Source organism: Granulicella cerasi, assembly GCF_025685575.1.
GTDB classification, from domain to species: Bacteria; Acidobacteriota; Terriglobia; order Terriglobales; family Acidobacteriaceae; genus Granulicella; species Granulicella cerasi.
In genome coordinates this window covers 1252990-1269125 of record NZ_JAGSYD010000001.1, presented here as the reverse complement: position 1 = coordinate 1269125, position 16136 = coordinate 1252990, and the positions used below count along the sequence as shown (strand labels likewise).

Genomic DNA, 16136 nt, shown 5'->3' with positions numbered 1-16136 from the left:
TACTTTGCGAAACTTTGAGGTGGTTTCAGGAGCAGGCCGGTGCCTGCTCCCTATTCCCAAGCGCTTACTTGGCTTCGGCGCCCTTGACCTTTGCGATCACTTCTTCGCTCACCGAGCGAGGAGCTTCTTCGTACTGCTTGAACTCCATCGAGAAGTTTGCGCGGCCCTGGGTCGATCCACGCATCGCCGTCGCGTAGCCGAACATGTTCGACAGCGGCACGGTTGCCTTGATCGCCTGAACGCCGCCCACCATCTCCATGCCTTCGATACGGCCACGGCGCGAGTTGAGATCGCCGATGATGGTGCCCATGTACTCTTCCGGCGTGGTCACTTCGACCTGCATCACCGGCTCGAGCAGAACAGGCTTTGCCTTACGAGCAGCTTCCTTGAACGCCATCGAACCGGCGATCTTGAACGCCATTTCGTTCGAGTCCACGTCATGGTACGAACCGTCATAGAGCGACACCTTGATGTCGACCATTTCGTAACCCGCGAGAACACCGCCAGCCATCGCTTCCTGGATACCCTGGTCGATCGGCTTGATGTATTCCTTCGGGATCGTGCCGCCCTTGGTGTCGTTCGAGAACTCGTAGCCCTTACCGGTCTCGTTCGGCTCAATGCGGATCTTGGCGTGGCCGTAGTTACCCGAACCACCGGTCTGACGGATGTACTTGCCTTCAGCCTCAGCGTTACCGCGGATCGTTTCGCGGTAGTTCACCTGCGGCTTACCAACGTTGGCTTCCACCTTGTACTCGCGCATCATACGATCCACGATGATTTCGAGGTGAAGCTCGCCCATGCCGGCGATGATCGTCTGACCATTGGTCGCATCGGTGCGTACCTTGAAGGTCGGATCTTCCTGCGCCAGCTTCGCCAGAGCGATGCCCATCTTTTCCTGATCAGCCTTCGTCTTCGGCTCCACGGCAACTTCGATAACCGGCGCCGGGAAGTCGATGGACTCGAGCACGATCGGCGACTTTTCCGTGCAGATCGTATCGCCCGTGACGAGGTTCTTCAGGCCGACAGCCGCGCAGATGTCGCCTGCGAGGATCTCGGTGATTTCTTCACGCTTGTTCGCGTGCATCTTGAGCAGACGGCCGATACGCTCGGTCTTGCCCGTACGCGGGTTCAGCACCGAATCACCGGTCTTAAGTACGCCCGAGTACACACGGATGAAGATCAACTGGCCGACGAACGGGTCGGTCATGATCTTGAAGCCGAGGCCGGCGAACGGCTCGGAGTCATCAGCCTTGCGGGTCAGCTTCTCTTCCGGGTTGTGGGGGTTGATGCCCTCAACGGCCGGAACGTCCAGCGGGCTCGGCAGGTACTCGACCACTGCGTCGAGCAGGGTCTGGATGCCCTTGTTCTTGAACGCCGTGCCGCACATCACCGGGAAGATATGCATGCCGATAACGGCCTTGCGGATAGCGCGCTTGAGTTCTTCAACGGAGATCTCTTCACCGTCGAGGTACTTCATCATCACTTCTTCGTCGGCATCAGCAACGGCTTCGATCAGCTCGTGACGGAGCGACTCGCACTTGGCCTTGATGTCCGCAGGGACTTCAACAACGTCGTACTTCGCGCCCATCTCTTCGTTGTTCCAAACGATGCCCTTCATCTCGACGAGATCAACGACGCCCTGGAACTTGGCTTCTTCACCAATGGGCCAGTTGATCGGCACTGCACGAGCGCCGAGGCGGTTCACGATGGTCGAAGTCGCGTACTCAAAGTTCGCGCCAGCCTTGTCCATCTTGTTGATGAAGCAGATACGGGGAACCTTGTACTTGTTGGCCTGACGCCACACGGTCTCCGACTGGGGCTGCACGCCCTGTACGGAGTCAAAGCAAGCTACAGCGCCATCGAGCACGCGGAGCGAACGCTCCACTTCGGCCGTGAAGTCCACGTGGCCGGGGGTGTCGATGATGTTGATGCGGATGCCGTTCCACGAGCAAGTGGTTGCAGCAGAGGTGATGGTGATACCACGCTCCTGCTCCTGCTCCATCCAGTCCATGGTCGCAGTGCCTTCGTGCACTTCGCCAATGCGGTGGTTCACGCCTGTGTAGAACAGGATGCGCTCGGTCGTCGTCGTCTTACCGGCATCGATGTGCGCCATGATGCCGATGTTGCGACATTTTTGAAGGGAAATCGTGCGTGCCAAGGGAGTTTCTTTCTGCAGGCCCGGCCTGCTGTGATGCTTGCTTGAGTGTCGCAGCCTTGCGGCGCGGTGTTCAGAAACTTAGCGAGAGGATAGAGCCTTGGCGGCTCCATCCTCTCGAATTGCTTACCAGCGGTAGTGAGCGAAAGCCTTGTTGGCTTCTGCCATGCGATGAACGTCTTCCTTCTTCTTCATCGCGGCGCCACGGCCGTTCGCTGCGTCGAGCAGCTCAGCGGTGAGCTTCTCCACCATGCCCTTTTCGCCGCGAGCGCGGCCGTAGGAGATCAGCCAGCGGATCGCCAGCGAGGTGCGGCGCTCCGGGTTCACTTCGATCGGCACCTGGTAGTTCGCACCACCGACGCGGCGGCTCTTCACTTCCAGCATCGGCTTGACGTTCTCGACAGCCTTCTTGAAGAGCTTGAGGGCTTCATCGCCACCCTTTGCTTCAAGGTTCTCCATCGCAGCGTAGAAGATACCCTGCGCGGTCGACTTCTTGCCGCCCCACATCATGTTGTTGACGAACTTCGTAACCAGGGTCGAACCGTAGATCGGATCTTCAGCAACCTGGCGCTTGGATACATGGCCTTTACGTGGCATTTCTTTTCTCTTCTTCCCCCAGCGCGGTGACTTCTCACGTGCTGGGCCTGTTATGGGCAGCTTTCGCTGCCAGCTTCTAGCTTTTAGCCACTAGCTTCCAGCTCTCCGCCATAATGGCTGGAAGCCAGGAGCTAGAGGCTAGCAGCTGATCTTGTTTACTTCGCGGTCGCCTTCGGGCGCTTTGCGCCGTACTTCGAGCGGCTCTGCATACGCTTGGCTACGCCAACCGAATCGAGCGTTCCGCGAACAACGTGGTAACGAACACCCGGCAGATCCTTCACACGGCCGCCGCGGATGAGCACAATCGAGTGCTCCTGCAGGTTGTGGCCGATGCCCGGGATGTACGTGGTGACTTCGATACCGTTGGTGAGGCGCACACGAGCTACCTTACGAAGCGCCGAGTTCGGCTTCTTCGGCGTCTGGGTGTAGACGCGGGTGCAAACGCCACGGCGCTGGGGAGAACCCTGCAGTGCGGGCGATGCGGTCTTGTACTTGGTGGGCGTGCGGCCCTGCTTTACGAGCTGATGAAATGTAGGCACTTCAATTCCTTTACTGGTTGCAGTCCTATGCGTCGATGACGCCAGGAACTTCCGATTTATCCCTCGAACACTGACACAGGGCAGCACCTTCACTCTTCATTCATGCGGCTGTAACTTACAGCGCACACACGAAAGGCGGAGCTTGAAAACAAGCTCCGGCGAAGTCCTGAATCCTGCGCGTGGCCGTACTTCTAAAAACCATGCGCGTACTACATTCTGCTCATTCTATTGAGACGAGCGGACGGTGGCCGGGGCTTGTCGCGCTCTCGCAAGCACTTGCCCAACTCCGTTTCCGGTTCGTTCCGGCCCGCTCTCGCCCGTCGTAAAGACATGGCCCGCAGGTCGCAGACAGTGGTGATCTCGCCCCGTTTTCCGGCTTCCAGATACACCTATTCCCGATACACGCGGAACCCTCTCAATGTACCAAATGAAGCACGTTTTCGCAATTGACAAGATGTTCGCCCCATCACACGGATCGCCCTGAGAGCTTCGCGGCTGCGTGCAGCCCCTACAGTACTCACCATTGCGATCCTCTGCAGCGCCGTCGGCCTGGATTCCCGCCCGCATGTGCCAACGTCCCTCACTGCGGGAACTCGCCCGCTGGCAGCCTCGTCGTTGCCGGCGGGCTTTTCATTTCCATCGCGCTTCTGCCAATGCTGGGGTTCGTCGTTTACCCTTTGCTCATGCGTCACACCTTCGCCGCCGTCCTCCTCGCCCTGCCTCTTGCCGCGTTTGCGCAGACCTCCTCGACGAGCGCCCCAGCCGGGCGCCAGGTGCGCCAGCCCGGGCTCGTCGCCCTTTCGCCTGACGGCACCAGCCTCGCCTACACGATCAAGGGCAAGGAAGGCACCGAGCTGCATCTGCTGCCCTTCCCCACCGTAGATATGAGCAAGGAGAAGATCGTCGCGCCCGGTGATCAGACGAGCTGCTCGAACACCACGCCCATGTGGTCGCCGGACTCGAAGACCCTCGCCTATCTCTCCACCTGCACCGGCAAGGACGCGAAGTCCACGCAGCAGCAGATTTTCCTCTACACGCCCGCTGACGGCAAGAGCCGCCAGCTCACGCATGTGACCGGCAACATGGACACCCCGGCATGGTCGCCAGACGGCAAGCAGATCGCCTTCCTCTTCGTGGAGAACGCCACGCGTCACGCTGGCGCACTCGATGCCATGAAGCCGTTTGCGGGTGTCATCGGCGAGGACAACATTGAGATTCAGGGCGTCTACGCCGTGAAGACCGAGGACGGCAACGGCGCATGGCTGCTGCCGCCCACTCCCGAGATGTACACCTACGAATTCGCCTGGGCGCCCGACTCGAAGACCATCGCCACGACCGGCACCAAGGCTCCCGGCGAGAACAACTGGTGGGTGGCAAAGCTGTGGCGGGTCAATGACCGCCACGCGCAACTGATTCTCGACCCGTCGAAGGTTTCCGGCGCGATGCATGGCCTGCAGATCGCCGTGCCGAAGTTCTCGCCCGATGGCAAGAAGATCGCCTTTATCGGCGGCCTGATGAGCGACTTCGGTTCGACCGGTGGCGATCTCTGGCTGATCGACGCCAGGCCCGGCGCGCAGCCGGTGGATGTCACCCCCGACCTCGACGGCACGGTCGTGCACGAAAGCTTTGTTTCGCCGACGCACGTGGGCTTCGTAGAGGACAAGCGCGGCCACACCCTCATGCTCGACTGGGACGTCGAGAAGAAGGCAGCCGTGCCGAACTCGACGGTCGACCTCGGTCTCGCCAGCCTTAGCGGCGGTCTGGTCAAGGACGCGCCGAGCTTCTCGCCCGCCAACGGGGGCTACACCGTCTGGGTGCAGTCCGGACTCGAGCAGGCACCTGAAATCTGGGGCGCAGGCAGCGGTGCACCGAAGCAGTTCACCCACTTCAACGAAGGCCTGAAGCTGCGCCGCAAGACCATCTCGGTGGAGTGGGTCTCCGACGGCGCGCACGTCCAGGGCTGGCTCACCTTCCCCAAGGACTTCGACGAGCACAAGAAGTACGGCATCATCACGCAGGTGCATGGCGGGCCGTCGGCTTCTATCGGCGCGCGTTGGGACATGGGCCCGCAGCAGCTGACGAACTACTTCATCTTCCAGCCGAACCCGCGCGGCTCCTTTGGTCAGGGCGAGGCGTTCACGCAGGCTAACCGCAAGGACTTTGGCTATGGCGATCTCCGCGACATCCTCACCGGCCTCGACAAGCTGGAGCAGGACATTCCGTCGATCGACAAGAACCGCGAAGGCGTCACCGGCTGGAGCTACGGTGGTTACATGACGATGTTCTCCGTGACGCAGACGCCGCGCTTCAAGGCCGCCGTGGCAGGAGCGGGCATCGCCAACTGGCAGAGCTACTACGGCCAGAACCAGATCTCGGAGTGGATGGTGCCGTTCTTCGGCGCAAGCGTCTATGACGATCCCGCGGTGTATGCCAAGTCCTCGCCAATCACCTTCATCAAGAACGTGACCACGCCAACGCTTGTGATCGTCGGCGACCGCGATGGCGAGTGCCCTGCCCCGCAGAGCTTCGAGTTCTGGAGCGCGCTGAAGGCGCACGGCGTGAAGACACAGCTCGTCATTTATCCCAACGAAGGCCACGGCTTCCGTGACCCGGCGCACATCAAGGACCGCGCCGAACGTACGCAGAAGTGGTTCGACGAAAACCTGAAGTAGAGGCGGAAAGCCCCAAACGCCCGGCGACCATCGCCGGGCGTTTGCTGTTGGAGCAACAGAAACCCGCTGCTCACCTTTGCCGGACGCCAATCGTCCGAAGAGCAGCTCACAAAAACCGCTGGAAACGCCCGCGCGCGACGTGGGGCTTCCTGTAAACTGAAAACTCGGATTTGTGTGCTGTTGTGCAGATTTTGCACCGTTCAGTCGAACTCCGATTGAGCGGGGAGGTTTTCTAAGTGCGGTTGTTTTCGATGCGTATTACCCAGCGGTTGCTAGCTCTGGCCGTGGTTCTTTTCGTGGGCTTGCCCATGGGCGTTTCGGTTGTGGGTTGCGGCAAAAAGTCCACCACCACCCAGTACTGCAACTCGGGCGACTCCGGCCCGAAGGTGGGTGATCTCGCGTCGATTCAGCTGTCCCCGTCGCTGACCGCGACCGGCATTTCGCTGAACTACGGCCAGATGGGTACGACGCTGTCGGCCACCGGCTACGACTGCAAGGGCTCCACGGTGGGCCTGGGTTCCGTGACCTACGGCACCAGCAACATGGCGCTGGCGGACATCAACCCCACCACCGGCCAGACCTGCGGCGGCACCTGGAACCGCAACTCCGGTTCAGGCATTGCCGACTACACCACCTGCAGCGCGCCGGCTACCACAACGCAGTACAAGGCGTTCGTCACCGCGGTGTCCAACGGCGTTACCTCGAACGCAATCGCCGTCTATGTGCACCCCGTTGTGACGGGCGTGGTCTTCGGCCAGTCGAGCGCTAGAAGCTGTTCCGGCTCTGACATCACAACGTACGTGGATCCCGACACGACCTGCTGCCCGGTGGACTCCACCACGGTGGCTACGGCTGCTGTCTATGACCAGGCAAGCTGCGTGTCGCAGAACAGCACGCGCCAGGTTCCGGTTCGCGTCTACAAGAACAACTCCACGACCGCGGCGAACAACATCACCTGCATGGCCGGCAAGGTCACGCTGGCAGCCACCGGTTCCTCGGGTCTGGTGAGCTTTGATCAGAACGGCGTCGCTACCGCGCTGCTGCCAGGCTCGACGCTCGTCACGGCCACGCTGTCGAACTCGGCCAACGCCTACAACACCGGCTTCTTCTCGGTCTGCCCGCCAGCTTCGATCACGCTGACGCCCGTCGGCGCATCGGGCTCGACCAACCTGACGGTGCCGTTGAACAACACGCAGCCCTTCACGGCCACGGCTGTCGATACCGCTGGCGCTACGCTGACCGGTTTGACACTGACCTACCAGTCGACCTCGCCACAGACACAGCCTGCTGCGTCCACCGGTTCGGTCACCCCGGCATTCGCGGGCACGGCGAAGATCACCGCAGTCTGCCAGCCGCCGACCTGCAACCCTTCGCCGACCGCGCAGCTTGGCTACCTCGGCAACGGTAAGCCGATCACCTCGCCGGGCGTTTCCGTCACCACCACCGGTCGCAGCACCACGGCGATCTACGTGGCCAGCACGAACTCGCAGTATATCTACCCGGTCGACTTCCAGACGCAGACCACAGGCAATCTCGTGAAGCTGCCATACCTGCCGAACTCGATGGTGATCACCCAGGACGGAAGCACCGTCTACATGGGCGGCACTGACCCCGTCAGCGGTGGTCAGGGCGCCCTGATGACCTACTCCACCTCGTCCAATACCACCTCGGCCAACACGCTGATCCCGGGCAAGGTACTGGCTGTTTCGCCGGATGGCACGACGCTGGTCGTTACCGATACGGTGCGTCAGACGGTTTCGCTCGTCGTGAGCGGCGCGGTTTCGACCTACACCAACGGCGTCGGCGTCCGCGCAGACTGGTCGCCGGATAGCTCCACCGTCTACGTCACCACGACCGGCAACACCATCCTCATGCACAACAGCATGGTGGACTGGCAGACGATCACCCTCGCCGGCACGGACACCACCTACAACGACGTGGCGGTCACGCCGACGGCTGTGGGTGCGTACTTCGGAGGTTCGCCGAACATCGAGGGTCGGTCCTACTGCTCGACGACGACGGTGACCACCACGACCACGCCCGCTACGGCGAGCAATGTCTACGCGCCGATCGCAGACAGCAAGGCCTCAGCGGCTGAGCGTGTTGCGGCCACGCCGGACGGTCTGCACATCCTCGGCGCCTCGTCGACCGCGGGCCTGACGGACCTCTTCCTCGACGCCGCTTCGTTCACCACGGCTTCGGCCTGCACCACGGCGAGCACGGGCGTCACCTTTACCTCGACGCTCGGCAAGAAGGCCTTCGCGGGCATCGTCCCCTCGGCGATCACCGGCGTGAAGGCATCGACCAACTCGCAGGTCGCGTTCGTCACCTTCACGGGTACGGGCAACGGTCTGGTTCCCTACTACTTCCCCAGCACGACCTCCGCTACGGCAGGCACGCTGAACTACCTGACGCTTTCCACCACGAACGGCACGCCGACCGCGCCGACCGCTGGTGTGTGGGCGACGGACAACAACACCTTCTACCTGACGACGGCAGGCGACAACGCGATCCACCTGATCACGGTCACCTACCCGAGCAGCGGCAACCCCACCGTGACCGACAGCAGCCAGCTCCTTCCGGCGCTGCCTGCTCTTACCGGTACTGGCTCGGCTACGCCGAATCTGATCGTCCAGCGCCCGCGCAAGACGCTGAGCTAAATCAGGACCCTGCGCCATGATGAAAACAAGAAATGCCCTCCAAACGGAGGGCATTTCTCTTGGCGATCTTTCCTAAACCCTAACCCCTACACCCTCAACCCTTGGGTCTTGCTCGCTGGGATCTGCGGCTAACCTCTGGATCCTTACTTCGCCAGTCGCTTCTCCAACAACTCGCGACCGACGGCATCCAACACGCCGTTGAGGAACTGTACGCTCTCCGGCGCGGCATAGCGGCGGGCGATCTCGAGCGACTCGTTGATGATCACCGCAGCGGGCGTCTTCGGGAAGCCGAGCATCTCGGCCACCGCCGTGCGCAGCACGTTGCGATCGACCGCAGCCATGCGTTCCAGACGCCAGTTCTGCGCGTGCTTGGTGATCAGCGCGTCAACTTCATCTTCGCGCACCGTGGCGATGCGATGAAGCTCATCGGCAAAGCCGCGCGTCTCGTCATCCACATCGTCGCGCGTATCCCAGAAGACCTTCTCGACATCTTCGGCCTTCTGCTTGCCCAGGTCGCCCTGAAACAACATCTGCATCGCGAGCTCGCGGCTCTTGCGTCGCGTTCCCATTACTTTGCGCCTCCCAGCTTGCTCTGGATCGACGCCATCTCAATGGCTGCAATTCCAGCTTCAAATCCCTTGTTGCCTACCTTCAGACCCGCGCGATCGAGCGCCTGCTCGAGCGTCTCGCAGGTCAGCACGCCGAACGCATGCGGCACGCCGGTCTCCTGCTGCGACTGCCCGATGCCGCGCGCGACCTCGTTGTAGATCGCCTCGTAGTGAGCCGTCTCGCCGCGCAGCAGCACGCCCAGCGTGATGATGCCTGCAAACTTCTTCGTCTCCGCCAGCGTGCGCGCTGCGGAAGGAATCTCCCACGCGCCCGGCACGCGGACGATCTCAATATCTTCGCGCTTCGCGCCCGAACGCAGCAGCGCATCGAGCGAGCCCTGCAGCAGGCGGTCGGTGATCACCGCGTTCCAACGCGCGACCACGATCGCGTACTTCTGCCCGGTGACGACGAGGTCGCCCTCGATCGCCGCAGGCACACCGTGCAGCGGATTCTCCGACTCCCAAAAACCGAGCGTCGTGCCCTCAACAACCTCGACCGTGAACAGGCGCGAGTTCCAGCCCGTCGACGTCACCGGCGTCAGCTTGCGGCCTGCGGCAGAGGCCCACTGCTGCGCAATCTCGTAGGCCTGATCGAGGTGCGTGACCTCCACCAGCAACGACGGCTCTGCCGGCACGCGGCCCGCTACCAGCTCCAGATTGCCTAGGGGCGCGAGAAACGGCGCACCCTTGCCTCCCTCGAGGCTCCAACCTTTACCCTGCTCGAATCCGAGCGCCTGAAAAAGGCTGCCCGCGCGATCCAAAACTTCGATCGTCGCCACCTGGACGACGGTTGTAATTCCCTTGACCATAAAGACGATTGTACCGCTCCACGTGGGCGCGCGTTATCGCTTCGCGTCGTCGGTGGGCAGGTTGCGCTTGGCCTTCGGAGTGAAGCGCTTGAAGAGGAACTCCTGCACGATGTTGCCCGCCGCATTGCTACCCAGGGCGATCAGGCCGTTCTCCAGCGTCAGCGTCGCGCCGCGCGTGCCGGTGGACGGGTAGTAGAGGTTCGAGATCGCGCCGCTGGCGAAGCTGCCAATGATGTTCGAGTAGTTCGTCTCGCTCTTGCCCTTGTCGCTGCGGCAGATCACCGTACGCGTGATCGCGTACCAGGTGCGCGAAGCCGGGGTGCCCGTACCACGGTAGAAGTAGCGCGGGTCCTGCTTGAAGATCACCGGCAGCACCGCGCCAGAAAGCTCGTTGCCGATCACCGAATCGAGCGTGAACGCGCCGACCAGCTTGAAGTAACCTTTTGCCCCCGGGCCGAAGGACGAGTACCCGCCGTTGATGCGGCCGATGCCCGCCGTTCCGAAGTTCAGCCCGATGGAGACAGGGTCGATGACGAATCGCGTGGCGAGCTCAAACTTCTGCGCGGCGTCCAGCGGTGGAGCGTCCCAGTTGTAGGTCACCCCGAAGTTCGGCAGCACGCCGAGCAGGCGCTGCTTTTCCGCCTGCTTCACTTCGATTTCGGAGATCTGGTGCTGCGTCATCGCGGAGACTTCGAAGCGCGCCGTAGGGGTCGTAAACGCAATCGCGCCCAGCTCGATCGAACCTGTAGCGCTGACCAGCACCGTCCGCGTCACGGGCGCCCACTCGGCCTTGGCTACAGTGAGCGTGTAGCTGCCGGCGGGAATCTCGGCGAAGCTGAAAGTACCATCTGCGGCGGTCATCACGGAGCGCGTAAACGATGGCTGCGAGAGCGTTACGACAGACTCGGGGACGACGTCATTGTCCTCGTCCACCACGTTGCCCAGAACACTGGCGCGGATCGTCGCCGAGGGGGCCTGCGGCAGCGGAGCAGCCTGTTGCGCGTGCGCGGGGGTACAGAGCGTCGCCATCGTCACTGCAGCAGCAAAGAGGGTCCAAACACAACGGGGCTGAAGGCAGAAAATACGCACGTTCTTCTTTCACAATACTGAACCCGCACCTTGATATCCTGTTGCGGTGAACCGCCGCAACGCTTTTTTCTCAACTTTTCTCGTGCTGGCCCTCGCAGGCTGCCACGCTCCGTCGCTCCCCACCCCGGCCAATGAGCAGTCGAAGGCCGCCGAGCACGCCCTCGTAGACTCGCAGCGCGAGCAGCTCGCCTCCATCCCCCCGCCCGCCAAGTCGCGCTTCATGGCCATACACTCCACGGAATACTGGATGAACCCCACGCTGACCGTGCAGGAAAACATGCTCGAGCTGCGCGTAGTGCTCGCCGACCCGAACCCCTCGAGCTACGGCGCAGGCGGCATGTTGCGCCCGGTGAACGCGCGCCGCCAGGTGCTCAACATCAGCTTCGACAAGCTGGGTGATGCTCTGGCCGCCATTCCACAGGACGCGTGGCCCTACGGCCGCGTGGTGGCGATTGAAGAGGCACACAAGGTGCCCGCGAATGCTATGCCCGCCATCCGTCGTTCTGTGGAGAAGACGGTCGATAAGCTTACCGACCTTGGCGTGGTGGCTTACGATCCCGCTGACGGCAACATTCGGTAAAAGGCAGTCGTAAGTGAGTAGTCGTAAGTCATAAGTGAAGAACGAAAGTGAACCCCGCAGACATCGTCTGCGGGGTTCGTTTTGCTTTTACTGATGACTCACGACTTCACACTTACGACTCTCTCGCCTGAGCTACTCGCCACCCTGCAGCTTGGGCATCTCGCCAGCCTTGCCCAGCGCGATCAGGCCGCTCTGCGCGTACGTCTTCAGCTTCGCGCGCGAGTCGGTGATGTCAAGGTTGCGCATGGTGAGCTGGCCGATACGGTCCTTCGGCGAGAACGATGATGCGGTCTTCTCCATCGACAGGCGCTCGGGCATGAAGGTCAGGTTGCGCGACTCGGTGTTGAGCACCGAGTAGTCGTTGCCGCGACGCAGCTCGAAGGTGACTTCGCCTGTGATCGGCTTGGCCACCCAACGCGTCGCTGCTTCACGCAGCATCAGCGCCTGCGAGTCAAACCAGCGGCCCTGGTACAGCAGGCGGCCCAGCTTGCGGCCGTTGTCGCGGTACTGCTCGATGGTGTCTTCGTTGTGAATGCCCGTGATGAGGCGCTCGTAAGCTGCGAAGAGCAGCGCCATGCCCGGGGCCTCGTAGATGCCACGCGACTTCGCTTCGATGATGCGGTTCTCGATCTGATCGCTCATGCCGAGGCCGTGGCGTCCACCAATGCGATTTGCCTCGAGCATCAGCTCAACGGGATCGCTGTACTCGGTGCCGTTCAGCGCAACCGGGAAGCCTTCTTCAAAGCGGACGGTGACTTCTTCTGCCTTCACCGCAACGTTTTCGCGCCAGAACGCCACGCCCATGATCGGCTGCACGATCTTCGCCGAGGACGAAAGCAGTTCGAGGTCCTTGGCTTCATGCGTTGCGCCGAGGATGTTCGAATCCGTCGAGTACGCCTTCTCGGTCGACATCTTGTAGTCGAAGCCCGAAGCGACGAGGAACTCACTCATCTCCTTACGGCCGCCGAGCTCTTCGATGAACTGCGCATCGAGCCACGGCTTGTAGACCTGCAGGTCCGGGTTCACGAGTAGACCGTAGCGATAGAAGCGCTCGATGTCGTTGCCCTTGAAGGTCGAGCCGTCGCCCCAGATGTTGACGTCGTCTTCCTTCATCGCCGTCACGAGCATCGTGCCGGTCACGGCGCGGCCGATGGGCGTGGTGTTGAAGTACGTGACGCCAGCGGTGGTGATGTGGAATGCACCGGCCTGCAGCGCGGCGATGCCTTCGCGTACAAGCTGCGCGCGGCAGTCGATGAGGCGGGCCTTCTCGGCGCCGTACTCCAGCGCCTTGCGCGGGATCGCCTCGTAGTCGGTCTCGTCCGGCTGTCCGAGGTTCGCGGTGTAGGCATAGGGGGTCGCGCCCTTCTGCTTCATCCAGTGCAGCGCAGCGGACGTGTCGAGGCCGCCAGAGAATGCAATGCCGACCTTCTGGCCAGCGGGCAGTTGTTCAAGAATCACAGACATTTCGGATCGTTACCCTCAGAGAACTTTTGCGTTCCAACCGCGAACGCACAACGTTCTCTATTTTACGTTGCCCTGTGCGACGACCGCGGCGTGCCCGCGAAATGCACAGGAGCTTCTCGAAATATTCATCCGACCGGGGAACCAATCGCAGGAGCCTTGCGTACTCCGACACATCGACGGATTTCCGTCCCAAGTTCACCCGCCGTCTCGGCAGGAGTTTCTCCATGCGCTTCACCCTTGCTTTGCTTTCGCTCTTGATCCCCGTGGCTTCCTCCTCGCTGGCGCCTGCCCAGACGACTTGCACTAAGCTCGCGGGTACCGTCGTGGACTCCACCGAGGCGCTGATCCCCGATGCGCGCGTGGTGCTTGACGAACACACCTCGAAGACGACCGACAGCGCGGGCCGCTTCCTCTTCCCCTGCGTGGCCAGCGGCAAGCACTCGTTCACGGCCTCGGCAGAAGGTTTCTCGAGCTTCACCGTGAAGCTCACCACGCCCTTCACGCAGGACCTCCACCTGAAGCTCGTGCCCGCCACCGAAGCCAGCGTGACCGTCGATGCCGACGAAGACCTGATGCAGGTCACCGCGCCCGGCGGCGTGAACGGCATGACCGTCAGCGGCAAGATGCTGCAGTCGCTCGCCGATGACCCCGATGATCTGCAGCGTCAGCTTCAGCAGCTTGGCGCGATGTCCGGCGGTATCCCCTCGAAGACGCACATCTCTGTGGACGGCTTCCAGGACGACGCGCAACTGCCTCCGAAGGACTCTATCGCCTTCATCAGCGTCAACCCCGACCTCTTCTCCGCCGAGTACCGCGAGCCGCCCTTCGGCGACGGCGGCCGCGTGGAAATCTACACCAAGCCCGGCGCCAAGGCCTTCCACGGCTCGCTCTTCGGCACCAACTCCAGCTCTTGGATGAACGCGAAGGACCCCTTCGCGCCCACAACAGGCAAGCTCGGCAAGCAGCGCTACGGCTTCGACCTCTCCGGCCCCATTCGCAAGAAGGGATCCAGCTTCTCCCTCTCGCTGGAGCACCGCCAGATCGATCAGCTTGCCGTCGTGAACGCCATCACGCTCGACACTGCAGGCAATCAGCAGGCGACGATCTACAACGTGCCCACGCCGAAGTCGCTGTGGGAAGCCTCCGGCCGTGCGGACTTCCAGATTTCGCCGAAGGACTTCCTCTTCCTCACCTATTCGGCCAACGCGAACGACACCGCGAACAGCGGCGTTGGCGGCTCGTCGCTGCGCGAGACCGGCTACGACGACTCGTGGCTCGACCAGACGGTGCGCGGCTCCAACGTCACCACCTTCAGCGAGCACCTGATGCATGAGTCGCGCCTCGCCTTCGAGTGGTACAGCGAAACCTACACGCCCAACAGTCTTGCGCCCAGCGTGCAGGTCTCCGGCTTCTTCACCGGCGGCGGCTCGACGTACGGCCCCAGCATCCAGCACCGCAGCCGCATGGAGTATGACGACGACGTCGTGCTGACCACCAAGCAGCACAGCATCAAGGCCGGCATCCAGTACTTCTGGATCCACCGCAACAGCCTGCTCTACACGAACTTCAACGGCATCTACACCTACGCTTCCGCCGCGCAGTATCTGGCGCAGCAGCCGCAGAGCTTCAGCAACGTCGCCGGCAACCCGAACGTCATCATCGACCAGACGCGACTCGTCGCCTTCTTTCAGGACACGATGAAGCTGAAGCCGAACCTTACCTTCTCCTACGGTCTGCGCTACTTCCTCGAGAGCGATCCGGCGACGTATCGCAACTTCGCCCCGCGCCTCGGCGTAGCGTGGTCGCCGGACAAGAAGCAGACCTGGCACCTCGACGCGCACTTCGGCGTCTTCAACGGGCAGTACAACGCCGATGAGACCGAGGAACTGCATCGCCTCGACGGCATCCAGCGCGTCAGCAACCTCGTCTACAACCCCACCTATGGCAACCCGCTCGCAGGCGCCACGTCCATCCACACCCTGCGCACCACGCAGCCTGGGCTCGGACCGGGGAGCTACATCATGGGCGCGGTCGGCGTCGCGAAGGACCTGCCCAAGGGCTTCAACGTGAACGTGCAGGAAGTGCAGATCCGCATGTTCAACATGGCCCGCACGGTGAACATCAACTCGCCGACAGACTCCAACCCCTACGGCGCGCGCCCCCTCATGCCGAACACGAACATCCTGCAGGTACAGCCGAGCGCCGAAGGCATCGGCCACGGTGAGGTGCTGGTCATCAGCAACTTCAAGAACAAGCGCGCGCAGGGTGTTATCGGCGCAGTGCACATCGACATCCGCGACAGCAACAACGACAGCACCTTCTTCCAGCCGCAAAGCGCCTACAGCAACGCAGGTGAGATCGTGCAGCGTACGAACCAGGGTTCCTGGCAGATCTTCGGCCAGGGCAACGTGAACCTGCCGCTGAAGATTGCGCTCTCCATGGACGGCTACATGCAGGGCAAGCAGCGCTACGACCTCTCCACCGGCAGTGACAACAACGGCGATGGCAACTATAACGATCGCCCGCAGTACGCCGCGCCCGGTGCAGTCGTCGACAACGTCAACGTCTTCCGCACGAAGTTCGGCGTGCTGACGAACAACGGCCCCATCGTGAACGGTGTGCCGCTTCGCCCGGTCACGCGCAACCTCGGCACGATCCCGTGGAACGTGCACCTCGACGCGAACCTGCAGCGCAGCTTCGCCCTTACGCATAATCCGAAGGCCACGCATCCGCAGAGCCTCACCGTGAACGTGCGCTCGGCAAACTTCCTCAACTACACCAACGTGCAGAGCGTGAACAGCGTGCTCGTCAGCAACGGCAATACCGCCGCCCCGGGCCTGAACTCGCAGTTCGGCGCACCGATCACCGCGGACAACGGTCGCCGCATCGAGTTCGGCGCGCGGTATAGCTTCTAGCAGTCAGTCATACGCCATGAGCGTCAGCACATGAAAAGCAAAAGCCTG

At 62.1% G+C, this 16136-nt stretch carries 11 protein-coding genes; 4 read left to right on the top strand and 7 right to left on the bottom strand.

Features of this window, described 5'->3' with window-relative positions; translation table 11 throughout:
• Window positions 1-64: 64 nt before the first annotated feature.
• The 3 genes from fusA to rpsL all read right to left on the bottom strand — a co-directional run bounded on the left by fusA (window position 65) and on the right by rpsL (window position 3291).
• A complete protein-coding gene (gene fusA / locus OHL11_RS05250) occupies window positions 65-2158 on the bottom strand; it encodes an elongation factor G (protein WP_263370418.1) in 2094 nt (697 codons plus the stop codon).
• A 123-nt stretch (window positions 2159-2281) separates the two neighbouring features.
• Window positions 2282-2752, bottom strand: coding sequence for a 30S ribosomal protein S7 (gene rpsG / locus OHL11_RS05245; protein ID WP_263370417.1), 471 nt, complete (start codon window positions 2750-2752; stop codon window positions 2282-2284).
• 155 nt (window positions 2753-2907) lie between these two features.
• Window positions 2908-3291 carry a 30S ribosomal protein S12 gene (rpsL, locus tag OHL11_RS05240; protein WP_263370416.1) on the bottom strand — a complete coding sequence of 128 codons (384 nt, stop codon included), beginning with the start codon at window positions 3289-3291 and terminating at the stop codon, window positions 2908-2910.
• 683 nt (window positions 3292-3974) lie between these two features.
• Here rpsL and OHL11_RS05235 point away from each other — a divergent pair.
• Together OHL11_RS05235 and OHL11_RS05230 are read left to right on the top strand one after the other, a co-directional pair.
• Complete coding sequence (locus tag OHL11_RS05235) at window positions 3975-5963, top strand: S9 family peptidase (RefSeq protein WP_263370415.1); 1989 nt, start codon at window positions 3975-3977, stop codon at window positions 5961-5963.
• A 251-nt stretch (window positions 5964-6214) separates the two neighbouring features.
• Entirely contained in the window at window positions 6215-8623 is a 2409-nt protein-coding gene (locus OHL11_RS05230; protein ID WP_263370414.1) for a hypothetical protein, read from the top strand.
• A 143-nt stretch (window positions 8624-8766) separates the two neighbouring features.
• Here the strand turns inward: OHL11_RS05230 and nusB are convergent, their stop codons facing one another.
• The 3 genes from nusB to OHL11_RS05215 are packed head-to-tail and all read right to left on the bottom strand — an operon-like array spanning window position 8767 to window position 11069.
• Window positions 8767-9192 (bottom strand): transcription antitermination factor NusB, encoded by a 426-nt coding sequence (gene nusB / locus OHL11_RS05225; RefSeq protein ID WP_263370413.1) that lies wholly within the window; start codon window positions 9190-9192, stop codon window positions 8767-8769.
• Entirely contained in the window at window positions 9192-10040 is an 849-nt protein-coding gene (ribH, locus tag OHL11_RS17230; protein WP_317890623.1) for a 6,7-dimethyl-8-ribityllumazine synthase, read from the bottom strand. The genes nusB and ribH overlap by 1 nt, the downstream gene beginning before the upstream one ends.
• A gap of 33 nt (window positions 10041-10073) precedes the next feature.
• Entirely contained in the window at window positions 10074-11069 is a 996-nt protein-coding gene (locus OHL11_RS05215; RefSeq protein WP_263370412.1) for a carboxypeptidase-like regulatory domain-containing protein, read from the bottom strand.
• 142 nt (window positions 11070-11211) lie between these two features.
• On the opposite strand from OHL11_RS05215, the gene OHL11_RS05210 reads away from it, so the two are divergent.
• Window positions 11212-11709: a hypothetical protein gene (locus OHL11_RS05210; RefSeq protein WP_263370411.1), complete on the top strand. Its 498-nt coding sequence runs from the start codon at window positions 11212-11214 to the stop codon at window positions 11707-11709.
• 132 nt (window positions 11710-11841) lie between these two features.
• Here the strand turns inward: OHL11_RS05210 and argG are convergent, their stop codons facing one another.
• Window positions 11842-13173 (bottom strand): argininosuccinate synthase, encoded by a 1332-nt coding sequence (gene argG / locus OHL11_RS05205; RefSeq protein ID WP_263370410.1) that lies wholly within the window; start codon window positions 13171-13173, stop codon window positions 11842-11844.
• A gap of 224 nt (window positions 13174-13397) precedes the next feature.
• On the opposite strand from argG, the gene OHL11_RS05200 reads away from it, so the two are divergent.
• Complete coding sequence (locus tag OHL11_RS05200; RefSeq protein WP_263370409.1) at window positions 13398-16088, top strand: TonB-dependent receptor; 2691 nt, start codon at window positions 13398-13400, stop codon at window positions 16086-16088.
• Window positions 16089-16136: the final 48 nt, after the last annotated feature.